This is a genomic window from Paenibacillus sp. 01T47, assembly GCF_056398245.1.
On sequence record NZ_JBFTPA010000005.1, the window covers coordinates 170,677 to 187,446 of the forward strand.

10 protein-coding genes are annotated in these 16,770 nt (G+C 45.7%); 7 read left to right on the forward strand and 3 right to left on the reverse strand.

Features of this window, described 5'->3' with window-relative positions:
• Positions 1-289: 289 nt before the first annotated feature.
• Positions 290-4,927 (forward strand): glycoside hydrolase family 3 C-terminal domain-containing protein, encoded by a 4,638-nt coding sequence (locus AC1DOV_RS12770; protein ID WP_477550116.1) that lies wholly within the window; start codon positions 290-292, stop codon positions 4,925-4,927.
• A 60-nt stretch (positions 4,928-4,987) separates the two neighbouring features.
• Here AC1DOV_RS12770 and AC1DOV_RS12775 read toward each other — a convergent pair whose 3' ends face one another.
• A complete protein-coding gene (locus AC1DOV_RS12775; protein ID WP_441880270.1) occupies positions 4,988-6,535 on the reverse strand; it encodes a response regulator transcription factor in 1,548 nt (515 codons plus the stop codon).
• A gap of 7 nt (positions 6,536-6,542) precedes the next feature.
• Complete coding sequence (locus tag AC1DOV_RS12780; RefSeq protein WP_477550117.1) at positions 6,543-8,342, reverse strand: cache domain-containing sensor histidine kinase; 1,800 nt, start codon at positions 8,340-8,342, stop codon at positions 6,543-6,545.
• A gap of 171 nt (positions 8,343-8,513) precedes the next feature.
• Here AC1DOV_RS12780 and AC1DOV_RS12785 point away from each other — a divergent pair, with 171 nt between their 5' ends.
• From AC1DOV_RS12785 to AC1DOV_RS12800, 4 genes are all read left to right on the forward strand, one after another.
• Positions 8,514-9,881, forward strand: coding sequence for an ABC transporter substrate-binding protein (locus tag AC1DOV_RS12785; RefSeq protein WP_441880274.1), 1,368 nt, complete (start codon positions 8,514-8,516; stop codon positions 9,879-9,881).
• An 87-nt stretch (positions 9,882-9,968) separates the two neighbouring features.
• On the forward strand, positions 9,969-10,850 hold the full coding sequence (locus AC1DOV_RS12790) for a carbohydrate ABC transporter permease (protein ID WP_441880276.1): 882 nt from the start codon (positions 9,969-9,971) through the stop codon (positions 10,848-10,850).
• Entirely contained in the window at positions 10,847-11,683 is an 837-nt protein-coding gene (locus tag AC1DOV_RS12795) for a carbohydrate ABC transporter permease (RefSeq protein WP_441880278.1), read from the forward strand. Before AC1DOV_RS12790 ends, AC1DOV_RS12795 begins: the two co-directional genes overlap by 4 nt.
• A 94-nt stretch (positions 11,684-11,777) precedes the next feature.
• The gene (locus tag AC1DOV_RS12800) at positions 11,778-13,343 is read left to right on the forward strand and encodes an alpha-L-rhamnosidase-related protein (RefSeq protein ID WP_477508963.1); all 1,566 of its coding nucleotides are present in this window, start codon (positions 11,778-11,780) and stop codon (positions 13,341-13,343) included.
• Positions 13,344-13,544: 201 nt separating this feature from the next.
• Here the strand turns inward: AC1DOV_RS12800 and AC1DOV_RS12805 are convergent, their stop codons facing one another.
• Positions 13,545-14,003, reverse strand: a complete 459-nt coding sequence (locus AC1DOV_RS12805; protein WP_477508962.1) for an Lrp/AsnC family transcriptional regulator — start codon at positions 14,001-14,003, stop codon at positions 13,545-13,547.
• 176 nt (positions 14,004-14,179) lie between these two features.
• Between AC1DOV_RS12805 and AC1DOV_RS12810 the strand changes: the two genes are divergently transcribed.
• A complete protein-coding gene (locus tag AC1DOV_RS12810) occupies positions 14,180-15,349 on the forward strand; it encodes a serine hydrolase domain-containing protein (RefSeq protein ID WP_477550118.1) in 1,170 nt (389 codons plus the stop codon).
• A 35-nt stretch (positions 15,350-15,384) separates the two neighbouring features.
• Positions 15,385-16,593: an MFS transporter gene (locus AC1DOV_RS12815; protein WP_477550119.1), complete on the forward strand. Its 1,209-nt coding sequence runs from the start codon at positions 15,385-15,387 to the stop codon at positions 16,591-16,593.
• The last annotated feature ends 177 nt before the right edge of the window (positions 16,594-16,770 follow it).

A 16,770-nucleotide genomic window follows, 5' to 3' on the forward strand; every position in this document is an offset into this window, starting at 1 on the left:
CTGACAATGAGCTTTTTGCATAGTCGTATTATCATCAAATTTCATATCTTGTTTTCGAGTATTCGAATGAAAAAGCAACTTTTTCAGCATGTTGTAGAAAGATATGGTTATGAAACCCGGATGGAAGAGGTGGGGAGTGCCTCGGGGGTTGGTGGTTCTACTGAACTGAAAATCTAAAATTACTGCACCAAAAGGTAGAAACAAAGTGTACTCTTGGCAATTGTATAATGAGCTTGGGTCACTATTGAAAGCGATTGCAAAAAAATGAGAGAAGAGAGGGAGCGAAAAAATGAACTACAAAACCCAGCATAGAAGGGGTAAGAAAATGCTGTCTTTGGTGCTTGCAGGGGTTCTTGCCACAAGCATAACTGCAAACGCCGTCCAGCCAGTTCAAGCAGCAGCAAATGTTGTATTTAAAACGCAGAACGGAGGAGTCTTTGACGGGATGCCGTTATTTGATGGCAATCCGGAGCATTTGGATGCGTATGTGGATACGTATTTTGATTATACGGGGCTCGAGGGACCCGCTGTTTATGTAACAGGCTCACGCAATCATTATACGCTGACACAAGGGCGAAATGCCGGGAAAATCATTCCTGGCGCACTTGCGGCCGCGGATAATGTGCAAGGGGTGTCAACGGATTTCCCAGCGCTGGTAGGCATGGGACAATCCTGGAACAAGGAGCTGCTCTCCAATATAGGGAAGGTAGTGGGCAGTGAAAAAATCAGTTTACTTAAAGTAAAACAAGGAGAGTCCAATATTCATGGCGGTACGAATGCATCGGCTACTGTTGCTTTTACAGTGGTCAGCGACATGCGTATCAACCCTTTAAGCGGAAGATTCGACGAGGGCTATTCTGAAGATCCTTACATGGCAGGGACATTAATAGATAAGATGGCTTCGGGACTTAGCGGCATAGACCAAGCGGCAAGCGATGACGGATTCTGGATGCGTGCAGCTGTCGGTACCAAGCATTATTCTGTTTATAACGCGCAATGGTTCCGTGAGACTTCAAACAATAGCGCCGGGGCAAGAGCGATGTTCGAGTACCAGACACGCAGCCCACTTAAGGGTCTGGAATCGGGCTCAATTGCAGGTGTTATGACTTCATATGGCCGTACGAATGGGATACCGAATATTTTATCTCCCCTGCAGCTGCATGCGAATGATTTCTCGAAGTACGGCGTTTACAGCTCGCCAGACTTTAACGCGGATGCCCATGTATCGAGTTCAGGCAATTTAAGCAACGGCTATGATACTAATTATGCTGTCGACCGTACGCATGCAACGGTACTGATGGCGCTGGCTGAAGCGAATGCCGGAAGGCCGTCAGGTACGACGCCTGCCGATGTGCCGGATTTGGTTGCACTGGTAAATAAAGGGGAGTATGGCATTACCGCAGAGGATTTAATTAAGGCAGCAAGGCCTCATGTGAATCAAATGGTACGCGTTGGCATTTTTAATGAAGTCAATGAAAACGGAATACCGAAATTTTATCCGTTTGCACAGGATGCTAAGGATGTGCGTACGGCAGCGGCAGCAACTTACAGCTTGCCGGAGCATCAGCTAATTGCACTTCAAGCAGCGCAAGAGAGCATTGTTTTATTGAAAAATGACGGTATTCTGCCGCTGGCCAAAAATAAAAATGCAGCGGTATCCGGTATCTACGCAGATGCGAGATTTAAAACGACTTATTCAGTAGGAACAACTCCTGCGCTTCCTGAATCGGGCGTATCTCCGCTGCTCGCGATTATTAATGCGAATGGATCTAACCATGTTACTTACGATTCAGCGAGCAAGGTTATCGCACTTACTGCAATGAATAATAATCAGACCGTTACCGCTAATGTGTATGATCCTGCAGCTAATACGGGAGGAGCTCAGCTAGTAACGACAGCGGACCAGCTTAATGTTTCCGATCCTGCCCAGCTATTCCGGGTCTTCGATTGGGGACAAGAAGGGTACAGCTTGCTATCGCTCAAAAACAACCGCTGGGTGACATCTCCGGCCAGTAATAATGCAGCGGTAGGCAATACGGATGGAACAACGCTCAATTTAACCAACAATGATTGGGATCTTGCAGCGATGCTTGGGAATACGAGTGCGATCCCGCCAAGAATTCGCATCGAGCAAAACGCTGACCAAACCATATCGCTTGTAGCGAATGGCTATAGAAGCGGCTTCTCCGGTGATTTTACAAATTGGTATTATTCAAATGGACGTTTTATTACAGCAGGTGCAGATGCCAAGCTGAAAACAGCAGCTGCGGTACTCGGAAATGAATCGAATGCAGCTATTCGCAGTGCAGATGTGAAATTTAAAGAAACGGTTGTGAAGGAAGTCGGACAGGATGCTGTTGCTAGGGCGGCGACTGCTGATTATGCCGTAGTATTCGTGGGAGCAGTCCCGCGCCATAGCGCAGGGGAAGGCAATGACCGCTCCAGCCTGTACATGGGCGATGCCGATTACGAGCTTGTAGACAAGGTGTCTGCTGCTTTCGCGGCGAAAGGCAAGAAGACGATCGTTGTTGTCAAAAGTAGCTTTCCAGTTGGGCTTGAGGAAATTCAGAACAATCCGAATGTCTCTGCTATCGTGTATCAGCCATATGGGGGGCAATACGATTCACGGGCACTGGCTCAGGTGCTTTATGGCGATTATGCGCCAACGGGCCGCCTGACGTCCACTTGGTATTCAGATATGTCCGCTTTCCCGGCAATAAATAAATATGTTATTCCAGAGGGTAACAAGACTGCATCAATGGCTACCATTGATCCGCGTTTTACATTGGACATGACGAATGCCGATCCTATGGAGTCAAAGCTTACTTATATGTACACGGATGCACCAATTACGTATCCGTTCGGATACGGCCTCTCTTACAGCAGCTTTATATACAGCGATTTGGCAGTGCCAATGAGTGCTAGCGGGAATGAGCCGTTTACCGTTTCTGTAAAAGTGAAAAATGCTGGCGTTGTCGATACTTCAGAAGTCGTTCAGCTTTATATTAAAAACAATCAATCAGGCTATGGCGGCTCTGCTCCGAAGAAGCAGCTCGTCGCGTTTGAGAAAATCGCTTTGGCAGCAGGCGAGAGTAAAGTGGTTACTCTGTCTGTTGACCCTGGTGACTTCGGCATCTGGGACGTGAATAAAAATAGCTTCATTGTAGAAAATGGTGCATACACGTTAATGGTTGGCGCATCCTCCAAGGACATTCGCGGTGAGAAGGTCCTTGCAATTAATGGAGATGCGATTGCACCGCTGCAGGTCTATAAACCGTTTAATGTGTTCGACCATGCTTATGCCTCCCATGAAGTCATCTATCATGAGGTTTCTAAAGAACGCACTGCGCAAAATCTGAAAGCGAAAAAGGTAGTCGGAGGTTATTATGCCGTCCGCTCAAAACAAAACGGTTCCTACGTAGCGCTGCCGAATGTGGATCTGACAAATGCAAAAAGCGTTAAAGCCTCGGTAGCTTCTGACGCAGCGGGAGGAATAATTACATTACACGCGGATTCCCCAAGCAGCGCCCCGCTCGCGATGATTGAGGTTCCGGCAACAAAGCCTAGATCCTATACGATTGCGAATGCATCTGTTCCGGTAACGGAGCTGGCTTATGTCGACGTAAAAGCAGAATTGAGCAACACGAGCTTGAAGGGCAAGCACAATCTCTACGTTGTGTTCAAAGCCGCCGATCTTCGTATTGACAGCTTGGCGTTTGAGAGTGAACCCGTAATCAGCAGCTCTAGTCAGCTTACTGCTGCCCAAATAAACCCTGCCGTTGTTGTGAAGAGCGACGGTGCTCCTTTTGGTGCAGATGCCTCCAATTTGGACAATTGGAATATTGTTTCTGCTGCCAGCGGCTTAACGTTAGCTTCGGTCACTCCAGCGGCATCTGGCTTAGAAGCCACGCTGCAGTTCAGCGGAACTGCGAAAGCTGCAACAATCGCCATCCAATCGAAGGCAGCTTCCTTCGACGGCAATTTGACAAACAGCAATACGTTGACACTAACGATTGCAAATTCTTCATCAGGAGGCGGTAACACATCTGGCACTGGTACGCCTAGCATAGAGCAGACGGTTACGATTACAGCAGCAACCGCGTCCGATACTGCTAAGGTGAAGAATATCAAGGCTGAGGGCGTTACTGTAGTTGGGGCGCCAGTAGGCATTAAAGTAAAGGATTTGAAAGGCTCTTATGTAACAGCAACGATTTCGATTCAGTCTGAAGCAGGCAAAAAGGTGACCGCACTGGCGATGGTTGCCGATGACGGCACGTTAACACCGGTGCCGAGCCGAATTACAACAGATACGAGCGGTAAGTCGATCATCAAAGCGCTTGTATCCTTAAGCGGCACTTATGTGACTGTATCATCGGAGCGTGTGTTTACTGACGTTCCAGTTAAAGCGTGGTACGCAGCAGAGATTGCCAAAGCAAGCAGTCAGCTTTTAATCAATGGTGTGACATCATCTACGATGCAACCGGGAGCTTCAACAACCAAGGCACAGACGCTGATGGCAGCACTTAACGTGCTTGGCATAACGCCGGTAAAAAACGCAGCGGATGTGAAATGGTATGATGAAGTGGTCAGAACTGCAAGTCAGCATAGATTAGTTAGCTACACAACACTAGCGATAGATACGCCAATGTCTCGTGAAGGCATGGCTGACGTACTCGTCAATGCCCTTCGGTATGCTGGTCTCGACATCACGCTGAGCGAAGGGGAAGTGAGCAAGCTGCTGCAAGGCTTCTCGGATACTGCGAGCATATCCAAGGAAAACCGAACAGCAATGGCGGTCGCTGTTAAATACGGTATTTTCAAAGGGAATTCGGCGCAGCAACTGCTGCCTTCAAGCACGATTACGCGTGCTGAGTTGGCTGCTGTCGCGATCCGTACCTACAGCGTAATTATCGATCTCATTTCCTAATATTAAGAGATAGGAGAATAGCCTGCACCTCGTGAGAGGGCAGGCTATTCTTACGTAGCTTTAGCTTTTGCGAAATTCTTCTGGCGTGTGGCCTGTCATTTTTTTAAATACCCGAAAAAAGTATTTGGGATTATCATAACCTAGCTGCTTCGCAACCTTGTATATTTTGTCATCGGTGCTTTTTAATAGTGTTTTGGCTTGCTCAATGCGCAGCTGGTTAATATAGTCGGTAAAATTTTGCGCAGTTTTTTCTTTGAACAGGAAACTTAAATAGCTTGGATTAAGATAAAAAAGAGATGATATTTTTTCCAGTGTTAAATCCTTGGTGTAATTTTTGTGTATATACGTTTTAATATTATCGATCATGTTTTCGGAGGAGTAAGCTGAGTTTTCCTTCAATAAATCGGCGGTACTCATTAAGACAGTGAGCAGGTACTCCTGAATGGAAATCAGATCAAAAGAAATATTAAGCACGGACTCCAGGCTTGAGGACGGCGAGCCGTCTTCATGCGTTTGGAGGTAGGCCGAAAGTATTTTTTTGACCTCTTGAATCATATCTCTGCTTTGCTCCTTTAGCTGAGCAAGGGAGACGGCAGGCTGTCGTATATAAAAGGCGAAAAAATCAAGTACCAGCTCTTTCACCTTCGCGGTTTGACCTGATTCAATCAGGAACAGCAGCTCATGAGTCCGTTCCCACAGCATAACATCCGGTAAAAGTCTTTGTTTGTTGTAAAGATAGCAGCGCCCAAAATCGGTAATCGACCGCTGATCCAATGCGGCAATCGTTTCATGGTGTGCTTGGCGCAGCATACTTAAATGGTGGACAACAGTACTTATGCCTACGCAGCCTTCGCTGCCCTTCCTTACACTAACGGTGTGGATAAGCTCCGCTGCCGTTCTTTCGGCATGCTTAAGCATCGTCGTGACTGATCGCTCCTCCGTAAACGATAGAAGGATGAATGCGAGCTTATCGCTTTGGGAATGCGGGATATAAATATAATCCTGCTGAAGCCCGATCATAGGCTGTTGAATCGAAGCTGGCGCATAGAGCGTCAGTAAAATATGTGCCGAAGCAGCAGACACTTCCTTTAGCCGCGCCGATTGGAAGATGGGCAGCTTATCTTTCTGCTGAATCCCAATTAGGAGATGCAGCAGCGATTGGATATCGGAATGATAACTGATGTGCTCCTTTTCAGCTGCTTTTAGTACTACCTCCTGCTTGACGTTCCGCTCCTTCTCAATAGCATCGATCGCTTGCTCCAGCGTGCGATGAATCTCTTCCCTGCTAAATGGTTTCAGCAAATAACTAACAACTTTAGCGGATATCGCTTCTTTCATATATTCAAAGTCCGAATGTCCGCTAATAACGATCATTTTTTTGTCGGGATATTGCTGATGCACGATTTTCATTAATGATTTTCCATCCATTTCAGGCATGCGCATATCCGTAAAGATAATATCCGGGTCTAGGTGCTGAATTAATTCCAGCCCATCGGCACCATTGTCGGCCTCTCCGGCGAATGTGAGCTTATGCTCGAAGGATTGAATTTTTTTGAGTAGTCCCTTTCGTATTAAGGGCTCATCATCTACGATAATGAATGAATACATCTGGCGTTCACCTCTTCTCCCAATTCGAAGGAATTTTGATTTGAATGGTTGTGCCTATGTTTTTTTCGCTTTCAATGGTAACGCCATCTTCGATTCCGTAATAAAGAGTGAGCCGAGAATGGACGTTCTTTATACCAATACTTTGCTTGGTACGCTGCCCAATAGACGAAAACTCAGGCGGCTGGGCGAGCAGATTGCGTAGCTCCGTGACCTGCTCTTGCGACATGCCTGCACCGTCATCGCAAATTTCGAAGATTATGAGTTCATTGTGCTGATAACCCTTGATCGTGATTCGACCTTTGCCACGCTTGTTCTCAAGGCCGTGATAAATCGCGTTTTCCACGAGTGGCTGCAGAATCAGCTTCAACATCTTGGTTTGCAGTACTTGTTCTTCAATTTCTTTTGTAAATGCAATTTTTTCGCTATAACGGATTTGCTGAATTGCCATATAATTGTCCACGTGCTGGATTTCCTCGGCAGCGGCAACCAGCTCGCTATCGGTTTTAATACTGTACCTAAACATATCACCTAAAGCTTTGGTCATAACAACGATGCTTTCGACTTCTTCGATTTCTGCAATGCTATTGATTGATTCAAGCGTGTTGTACAAGAAATGTGAGTTGATTTGAGCTTCCAGCGCCTTCATTTGCGAATCCATGGTCAAAATGCGATTTTGGTAGCTCTCGCGAATATGGGTATCAATATCCTTCATCATCTTGCCGTACTCATAATACAGAATCCCAATTTCATCGACTCTTTTTTTGTCGGCTTCAATCATGACGAAGCGCTGCGATTTGTTTTTGCGCATCATCTTTGTTAATTGAATGATCGGCTTTGTAATTAAATTAGAGAGGAAGAAGGAAAGAAGTAGAAAGATAATGGCGCAGGAGGCCGATACATAAATGATCAGCTTTTGCGATATGCCGTATTGTTCATACACTTTGGCGACCGAAATATTGGCAATGACCTTCCAATTATTGCTCGGTACAGCTTGAATGACTGTTAAGCTTTTGGAATCTGTGAATTGCTGCTTAGAGCCCGTCATCGCCATAGACTTGCGGAGCAGTCCATCCGGCAAATATTGACCAATGTCACGATTAGTGCCGTCATATAATATTTTCCCCTGCTCATTTGCTAAATAAATATTTGATATGCTTGGGGCTGGATTCCTGTTTAAGCCTGCAAAAATGTCCATGCTGCAATCCAGCATAAAAACGCCTAAAAATTCATTGGAATTGGGATCAAAAAGCGACCTTGAAAAACCGATTGAAGATTTGGCATTAATGATATAGGGCTTTACACTAACATCGCCGATGTAAAGCTCTCCTTTGCTTGCAACGGTCTGCTTGTACCATTCGTCGTTGAAGGGAATGTAATCGACCATTAAGTCTGTTCCATTCCCGTAGCTGATGAATTTTCCGTCAGGCATGAAAAGGTAAATTCCATTAATGTAATTATAACCCAGTAAAATATTTTCGAAAATCAGCTTCAGCTTGGCTCTCGTAATGAAAATCTCGTATTGGTTGTTCGTATTTTGCAGCTTTCTCAGCTCATCGCTGACTGTGCTGTAAGCGGTTGCAGTGGATGACTGCTGCTGCACAGTAATTGAGATCCGGTCAATATTTTTCAAGATTTCCTCAATGCTTTTTACCGAGTTGTTGATCGTTGTGGATGCGACAAGGGAGGTCTGTTCATTGACAAGCCGGGTATAGCTGCGATAAGAACTGACAGTAACGACAATAATAGGCACGATGGATACGAGAACAAGAACAAGAAACAGCTTAGTTTTAATATTAAAAAAGAGCATACACGTATCCTCCTTGTTTGTCTAATCTAAAAATAGTGCACCAAATGAGCTAAAGCATTTATACTGTTTCTCACATTATTATAAAAGTGTGCTTAAGGCAATAGCGTCTCATGAAATGGCAGGAGAGAGTAAGTCATTAACACAAACAATAAAAACAGGGGGAAATGCAAAATGAAATCAGTAAAAACAATGGGGCTCGCTATTTTAGTATTTTGCTTCGTTCTGCTCAGTGCTTGCAGCTCCAACAATGGTGCTTCGAACGCGACGAATACGCCGGCAACTAATGCAGGCACCAACGACGCAGGTGGTAAAAATGCAGGAACTGATTCTTCAGAGCCGATTACGTTGACGATGATGATGTCTGGCAACAAAGCGTCGGAAGGGGAAGATTTTGAGCTGGAGACGCTGCCGCGTCTCGTGAAGGAGAAATTCCCGAACATCACGCTTGAAGTACAGAAGCTTCCCGATGATCAATACAATACTTCGGTGCGTACAAAGCTTGCAGCGGGACAAGGGCCGGATATTTTCTGGATCTTCCCTAAAAATGCAGCAGGCGGAGTCATCGATTTCGCTAAAGCGGGTTTTGCTGCTGATCTGTCCGATTTAAAATTCTGGGACAATATCGGTGCTGGCGCTAAGGAGGATATGTCCTATGACGGCAAGCCTTACGGCGTCGCTGAAGGTCTTGATTACCTAGGCGTTTACTACAACAAGGAAATGCTGGAGCAAGTGGGTGTGACCGAATTCCCGAAAGACTGGACATCCTTCCTTGAAGCTTGCCAAAAGCTGAAGGATGCAGGCATTACGCCAATCGTGCTTGGCGATAAAGACCCTTGGGTCATTCAATTCGGTATGTACCCGATTGCAGCAAACGTGGTTTACCCGGATGAAATGGATTTTGATGTAAAAGTGCAAAATGGTGAAAAATCGCTGAACGACCCTAAATGGGTGAAAACTATTTCGATGTACAAAGAGCTGTATGACAAAGGTTATGTCGTGAAAAATTCACTTGGAGTAGGCAGCGCGCAGGCTTCCCAGTTGTTCATCGATGGCAAAGCGGCTATGACGTTTACAGGCACATGGGACTACGCTTCTATGACGTCGAAGGGCGCGGCGGAGTTTAATCGCGGATTTGCTTCTCTTCCAGGCAATGACGCTGGCAAACCAACGTTTGTATCAGCGGCAACCGCTGCTGGCTATGGGTTAAATGCAAAGTCCAAAAATCTTGATGCAGCTAAAGAAATTCTTAATTATCTGTTCGACGGTGAATCGGAATTGTTTAAAGCTTATGTTGCTTCCAACAGCTCCATCAGTGTATACAAGGATGTTCCTTTGACAAACGAGTTGTTCAAGGACGTCAACGATAACTATCAAACAAACGGCAATTCGGTATACTTTAGCAACCAAATGTGGCCTGCAGGTGTTTCTGATGTGATGCAAGCCAAATTCGCAGAAATCATTGGCGGACAAAAAACGACGCCGGAGGATGTTGCGAAGGCGATGGATGAGAAGTTCCAGGAGCTATGGAAAAATAAATAATCTTTAGAGTGAATGGGTAAGTAGTAGCGGAGGGAAGACGACTGTCTTCCCTGCCGTTATGAGGTTAGCTGGAGAGGATGGAGCAACATGAATTCGACCGTAATGAAAAAAACAATGTACTTTTTTGCAATACCGGCCCTCATTTTTTATTTAATTTTTTGGATATTTCCGATATTGAGATTGTTTCAATATAGTATCACTGATTACAACGGTTTCGCTCAAGCGTACAATTACATCGGACTAGATAACTACAAAGCACTATTTAAAGGAGATACACTAGGTATTTCCGTCAAGAATACGTTGATTTATACGCTAGTTACAGTGGTGCTCGGCAATATCATTGGTCTTGCACTTGCACTTCTCTTAAACATGAAAATTAGAGGGAAAGGGATTTATCGCTCCTTGTCTTACATTCCGACGTTATTCAGCGCAATCGTTGTCGGATTCATTTGGAGCTACGTATACATGCCGGATTACGGTATGATCTCAACCTTCCTGGATAAATTTGGCGTAAATGACGACAATCTAAATTTCCTAGGCAGCTACTCCTCAGCACTATATGCCATCATTTTTGTTGAGATATGGAAAAATATTGGAACGACAATGATTATTTTCCTTGCTGGCTTGCAAACCGTCCCTAATGATTTGCTCGAAGCAGGGAAAATGGACGGTTGTGGCCCTTGGCGGCTGTTGCAGCATGTGAAGCTGCCGCTGCTTGCGACTGCGATAACGATTAATGTAACGCTTAGTCTAATCAATGGATTGAAGGCCTTCGACTTCCCGTTTATTATGACAAACGGTGGTCCGGGCACTTCTACCAATACGTTGATTTATTCCATCTACAAGATGGCTTTTACGGAGCAGCTGTTCGGTAAGGCATCAGCGCTTGGCGTTATTTCCTTTGCCCTGATTATTGTGCTTACTGCAGCATTTGTTATCCGCATGAACAAACGGGAGGTGTCGGCATGACTATCGGTTCTTTGACGAAAAAGACACTGGTTCAACTGGGCGTCATCGTTGTGATGGCTGTTAATTTGATCCCGCTCATTATTGCATTGTCGACTTCGCTTCGTGATCCAAAAAATAATGCCAATCCGCTAAACTTGTTTAGTGAAATTTCTTTTGCAAGCTATCGTACTGCCTTTGAACGGATGCATTTTCCGCAAGCACTTATGAACAGCATTATACTTACAGGAATTTCTGTTATCTTCGTCGTACTGCTGGCAGCGATGGCGGCTTACCCAATGGCGAGGCTTAAAACCAAATGGAGCAAATTTTTATATTTGTTTTTTCTCTCGGGACTGGTTGTGCCCTCACAGATGGTGCTCATCCCGATCGTGCAGATGATCAATTCGCTTCATATACCGACTTCACAGTATACACCGATACTGATGTTTATTACATGCAGTCTTCCTTTTTCCACATTTTTGTATACAGGCTTCATTAGAAGCGGCGTACCGGAAGAGGTGGAGGAAGCGGCTCATATCGATGGAGCGGGGTTGTTCCGCAGGTTTTGGCTGGTGGTATTCCCTCTGCTTATCCCGGTTACGGTGTCGGTCATTATTACACAGGGTGTATGGATATGGAATGACTACTTCTTTAATATGATCTTCATCTCCCGAGCGGCTGAATCCCCATTGCCCCTAGCTATGCTGGGCTTTCTCGGTGATCAGCAAAACCCTACGCAGTGGAATGTGCTGTTTGCTGCCTGTTTCCTGTGCGCGCTGCCGCTCCTAGTTGCTTTTCTGTTTTTGCAAAAATACTTTGTGGGCGGGATGACGGTTGGAGCAGTCAAAGGCTGAGTAGCAAACCAAGTGGAGAGAAAAACTCCCCCCGATCTATTTTGACCGCAGGCCTTACGATTATTAGCCTTCAGGCAGAAGTGGAGATAAGGCAATGAAAACGAAACAAACGAACCAACCATTCGTGGACTTGGCGGAGACGCTGATTCCACATTTATATGAAGAAAAGGTTTTTCCTACAAGCCTGATTGACATTGTGAAAGACACAGACGCCTTTCAGGGCTGGCGGACAGTGCGTATCGATTCGATTGATGAGCTAGCCAATCGAGTATTATCCAAAGGAGACAGCGTAACGCTCGATTTTGGGGTTCATCAGGTTGGGTACCTTACGCTCTCAATTAACAATGTACACAGTAATGCGGATGCGCCGCTTCGGTTAAAGCTCATATTCGGTGAGATGCCTTGTGAGATCGGAGAGGACTTCGACAATTATGAAGGCTGGCTCAGCCGGTCTTGGCTGCAGGATGAGACGATCAATATCGACGTGCTGCCAGGGATGGTAACGCTGCCAAGGCGCTATACTTTCCGGTATTTGAAAATAATCGTACTGGCCACATCACAGCGGTACAGCGTTTCATTTTCTGAGATTTATTGCAAGACCGTAACCTCAGGTGATGTCTCGCAGGTCAAGCCGCTTCCGGACGGTATATCCAATGAGCTAAAGGTGATGGATCGCATCGGTATTAAGACACTTCAGGACTGTATGCATACTGTCTTTGAGGACGGTCCGAAGCGGGATCGAAGGCTTTGGATCGGCGATCTGCGACTTCAAGCGCTAGTAAACTATGAAACGTTTAACAGCAATGACCTTGTCAAAAGATGTTTGTATCTCTTTGGCGGAATGCTGCTTGAGGACGGACAGGTAGGTGCTTGTTTATATGAGAAGCCTGCACCTTTTGTAGATGACATCTATTTATATGATTACTCGCTCTTTTTCGTTGCCACTTTATATGATTATTATGAAGCAACCAAGGATCGTATTACGCTAAATGAGCTGTGGCCGATTGCAGTGGAGCAGCTTCGAATTGGGTTGAAGCGACTGGATGAACGGGGAATCGTAACGGATGATGATACATGGTACTGCTTTCTTGATTGGCATGATGAGCTGAACAAGCAGGCAGGCGCGCAGGCCGTTCTAATTTATTGTCTTAAAAGAGGACTTGCACTAGCTGAGAAGCTGGGTGAAGGTGAAGCGCATGCTTTTATTTCGTCGGCAATCCAGCAAGCGACGGACGCGGCTATGACGTTTCTTTGGGATCAAGATCAAGGGTATTTCACAAGCGGGCCTGGTAGTCAGATATCTTGGGCCTCACAAATTTGGATGGTGCTGGCAGAGGTGATGGATGCGGAACAAAATGGCATGCTGCTTGATCGTTTATTCGATCGGCCTCCGGCAATTGCGATGTCGACGCCATACCTTTATCATCATCTGATTGAGGCACTGCTGTTGAGTGGAAGAAAAGAGAAGGCAATGTCCGAAATGCGCGCCTATTGGGGCGAGATGATCAAGGATGGAGCGGATACCTTCTGGGAGCTGTATAATCCTAGCGATAAGAAGCTGTCGCCGTACGGCAGCAATTTAATCAACAGCTACTGTCATGCATGGAGCTGTACTCCGACTTATTTTATACGGAAATACTTTGTAAATGACTACAGCTAGAAAGCTATTCTCTAGGAGGAGAGCCTCTCAACTCGATTATAAAAAAGAGAGGATATTGGAACTAATTTAAAGTGCATCCCTAAAAATGGACATTGAAACAAACCTCAGGTTTATTCGATGGAATTTTAGGGACGCATTTTTTTTTGCTGCTATCAATGGGGCAAAAGCTAAGGACATATCTTCTATTTCGAAAGGGACGGATTAACTCAGCATATTGGAGTTGGCATCTATAAGCGCGGGGATAAGAAATTTATGATCGATAGGCGATGACATGACAATTAGAATTGTATAGGTTCCGTATTTGTCACATTGATTTCCGAACTCTTCAAGAGCTTGTGTGGAGTCGGTTATTACTTTCAATAAGTAATTGTGTTCTCCGCTGATGCGGTAACATTCTACGACTTCAGGAGCAGAGCGGCAGAACGCAAGGAATGCATGACAATCTCTTGAATGAAACAACATGTAGGCTGATGCATGCTTACCAATTTTATCAGGAGAAATAACGGTGCGATACTCACTAATAATTCCTTTTTCCTCCATGCGCTTTACTCTTTCTGTTACTGCGGGCTGCGATAAACCGACACTTTTTCCAAGTTCAGTCATAGAAATTCTCGCTTGGCTTTGGAGATGATAAAGTATTTGCTTATCTACATGGTCCATACAAATCTACTCCTTTAAATTTAAGGTATCCGTTATAAACTAGCTTGGCTTTAACCGTAAAAAGGCGAATCTAACTTCGTTCCCTTATGTAAGCTTGATAACTTATTTTATATAATATACTTACAATAGTAAAGTGTATAAGGCTTTAACTATTTCGAAAGGATGAACATCTAAGTATGTTGCATACAAACAAGTTTAGTACAGAACGATTAGCAGGTAGGATCGATGAGGTCATCGATCGAACGCTTGCTGATAAGCGGTTGGTCGGTGCTGTCATTAAAGTGGCGATAGACGGGGAAGTAGTTTATAGCCGCGCTGCGGGTTATGCCGATCGTGAAATGAATCGGCTCATGCGTGAAGATGCCTTATTCCGGCTAGCCTCTGTTACCAAACCTATCGTTACAACGGCTGCCTTAGCATTAGTTGGGCAAGGCCTACTCAAGTTGGATGACCGTGTTGATCACTGGCTGCCAAACTTTCAGCCACGTCTCCAAAATGGTGAGCTTGCCCTATTAACGGTTCGTCATTTGATGACGCACACTGCTGGGCTGACCTATCGGTTCTTTCAAGAAGAAAATGGTTCTTATCATCAAGCTGGCGTATCGGATGGTATGGATCAGCCTGGCATCAGTTTGGAAGAGAACCTGATTCGTTTAGCTTCTGTACCGCTCCTTTATACGCCAGGCACCAAGTGGAAATATTCGATCGCGACAGATGTGCTGGGCGCAGTAATTGAGAAGGTTACAGGAACACCGTTAAGCGAAGCAGTGCATTCACTTGTGACAAAGCCAATTGGTATGAGTGATACTAGCTTTATTGCAATCGACCCAGAACGTCTTACTACTGCTTATACTAATGAAGTTCCAGAACCACGGCCTTTGCTTGAGCACGATAGCATTCCCTTCTTAGAAGGAACAGCGGGCTTCCGTCTTTCCCCGCGCCGGGCACTTGATGATACGGCTTATCCTTCTGGGGGTGCTGGCATGATTGGAAGTGCAGACGATTTTTTGGTGCTGCTGGAAACATTACGGAATGGCGGAGCTCCTCTGCTGCCACAGTCTCTTGTTCATGAGATGTCCACAAACCAGATTGGTGATCTGCCAATGGATTTCTGGCCGGGGAGAGGCTTTGGCCTAGGCATTACGGTGCTTAAGGATCCAGTGTTAGCAAACACTTCTGAATCAACTGGTACATGGCGCATGGGTGGCACCTATGGTCATTCGTGGTTCGTTGATCCTGATCAGCGTCTAAGTGTGGTGGCGTTCACCAATACTTCACTCGAAGGTATGTCAGGTCAGTTTACCGTTGACCTTTGCGATGCTGTTTATGACGGGCTTAATAAATAGAGATCGAACATAAATAAAAGAGAGGTACTTTTATAATGAATTTAAACCCAGCTTCTGTTACACAGAGTGCTTCCAGCGCAGTTCCTTCAGAACGTCTCCCGTGGGCTGGATTACTCGCCCTTGCGATGACGGGGTTTATTTGTATCCTAACTGAAACGATTCCAGCAGGCTTGCTGCTGCAAATAGGTCATGGACTTGGAGTATCGGAAGCTTTTGCTGGTCAACTTGTCACCTTGTACGCCCTTGGTTCACTGCTGGCTGCGATTCCCCTAACGACCATGACGCGCGGCTGGCGGAGAAGGCCGTTGCTGCTCATGTGCATTCTTGGTTTTCTCGTCTTTAACACAGTTACCACTTTTTCTTCCAACTATACACTGACGCTGATCGCTCGGTTTTTCGCGGGCGTTTCTGCGGGTGTCTTATGGGGCATGTTAGCAGGTTATGCCCGCCGTATGGTGCCGGAATCACTCAAGGGAAGAGCTATGGCAGTGGCCATGGTGGGTACACCTCTAGCGCTGGCGCTTGGTGTCCCCGCAGGAACTTGGCTTGGTTCGCTCGTAGGCTGGCGCTTTGTCTTCGGGATTATGTCACTTATGGCTCTGATATTAGTCGTCTGGGTGGTTTGGAAATTACCGGACTATCCAGGAGAATCGCCAGGTAAAAGACTTTCGTTATATAAGGTATTTGGTATGTCAGGTGTACGTCCGGTACTGTTTGTTGTTCTTGCTTGGGTGCTGGCACATAACATCTTGTATACCTATATTGCACCGTATCTTGCTCATGCTGGACTCTCTCATCGTGTAGACTTGGTACTGCTTATTTTCGGCATAACAGCGCTTGTTGGAATTTGGATCATCGGTGTTTTGATCGACCGGAAACTGCGGCCACTCGTTTTGATTAGCCTGCTTGCTTTCGCCATCGCATCCATCGTATTAACCTTTAGTAATAACCAACCGATCGTGATCTACCTAGTGGTTGCTGTATGGGGGCTGACGTTCGGAGGCGCGGCGACATTGCTGCAGACAACCATGGCTGAAGCTGCTGGCGAAAGCGCAGATGTGGCCCAGTCTATGCTGGTGACGGCATGGAACCTAGCCATCGGCGTTGGTGGCGTGTTGGGCGCTATTCTTATAGAAACTGTAGGTGTCGGTTCTTTCCCGCTGTCATTGCTTATTCTTATCGTTCTTGCACTACTAGTCGCGTGGCGTGCTAAAGAATACGGATTCCCTTCAAAGAGGCATTAGGTATTTATTATGAATTTAATCAGCTGAATGATTTATGCGAGTTTAAGTTGTTACTTGCTTCAGTGAAGAAAGCCGTCAGACATGAGCTGGCGGCTTCTGTTTTTTATGGTGATTAAGGATGGGGGGATTGCTGTTTATCGCAAACGCATATTCTAGTCTGTATTTTTTAAGCTATCG

Bases quoted from the DNA above. Each gene is read 5' to 3' on its own strand.
- AC1DOV_RS12770 (WP_477550116.1), top strand. From the start codon at position 290: ATGAACTACAAAACCCAGCATAGAAGGGGTAAGAAAATGCTGTCTTTG.
- AC1DOV_RS12775 (WP_441880270.1), bottom strand. From the start codon at position 6,535: ATGTATTCATTCATTATCGTAGATGATGAGCCCTTAATACGAAAGGGA.
- AC1DOV_RS12780 (WP_477550117.1), bottom strand. From the start codon at position 8,342: ATGCTCTTTTTTAATATTAAAACTAAGCTGTTTCTTGTTCTTGTTCTC.
- AC1DOV_RS12785 (WP_441880274.1), top strand. From the start codon at position 8,514: ATGAAATCAGTAAAAACAATGGGGCTCGCTATTTTAGTATTTTGCTTC.
- AC1DOV_RS12790 (WP_441880276.1), top strand. From the start codon at position 9,969: ATGAATTCGACCGTAATGAAAAAAACAATGTACTTTTTTGCAATACCG.
- AC1DOV_RS12795 (WP_441880278.1), top strand. From the start codon at position 10,847: ATGACTATCGGTTCTTTGACGAAAAAGACACTGGTTCAACTGGGCGTC.
- AC1DOV_RS12800 (WP_477508963.1), top strand. From the start codon at position 11,778: ATGAAAACGAAACAAACGAACCAACCATTCGTGGACTTGGCGGAGACG.
- AC1DOV_RS12805 (WP_477508962.1), bottom strand. From the start codon at position 14,003: ATGGACCATGTAGATAAGCAAATACTTTATCATCTCCAAAGCCAAGCG.
- AC1DOV_RS12810 (WP_477550118.1), top strand. From the start codon at position 14,180: ATGTTGCATACAAACAAGTTTAGTACAGAACGATTAGCAGGTAGGATC.
- AC1DOV_RS12815 (WP_477550119.1), top strand. From the start codon at position 15,385: ATGAATTTAAACCCAGCTTCTGTTACACAGAGTGCTTCCAGCGCAGTT.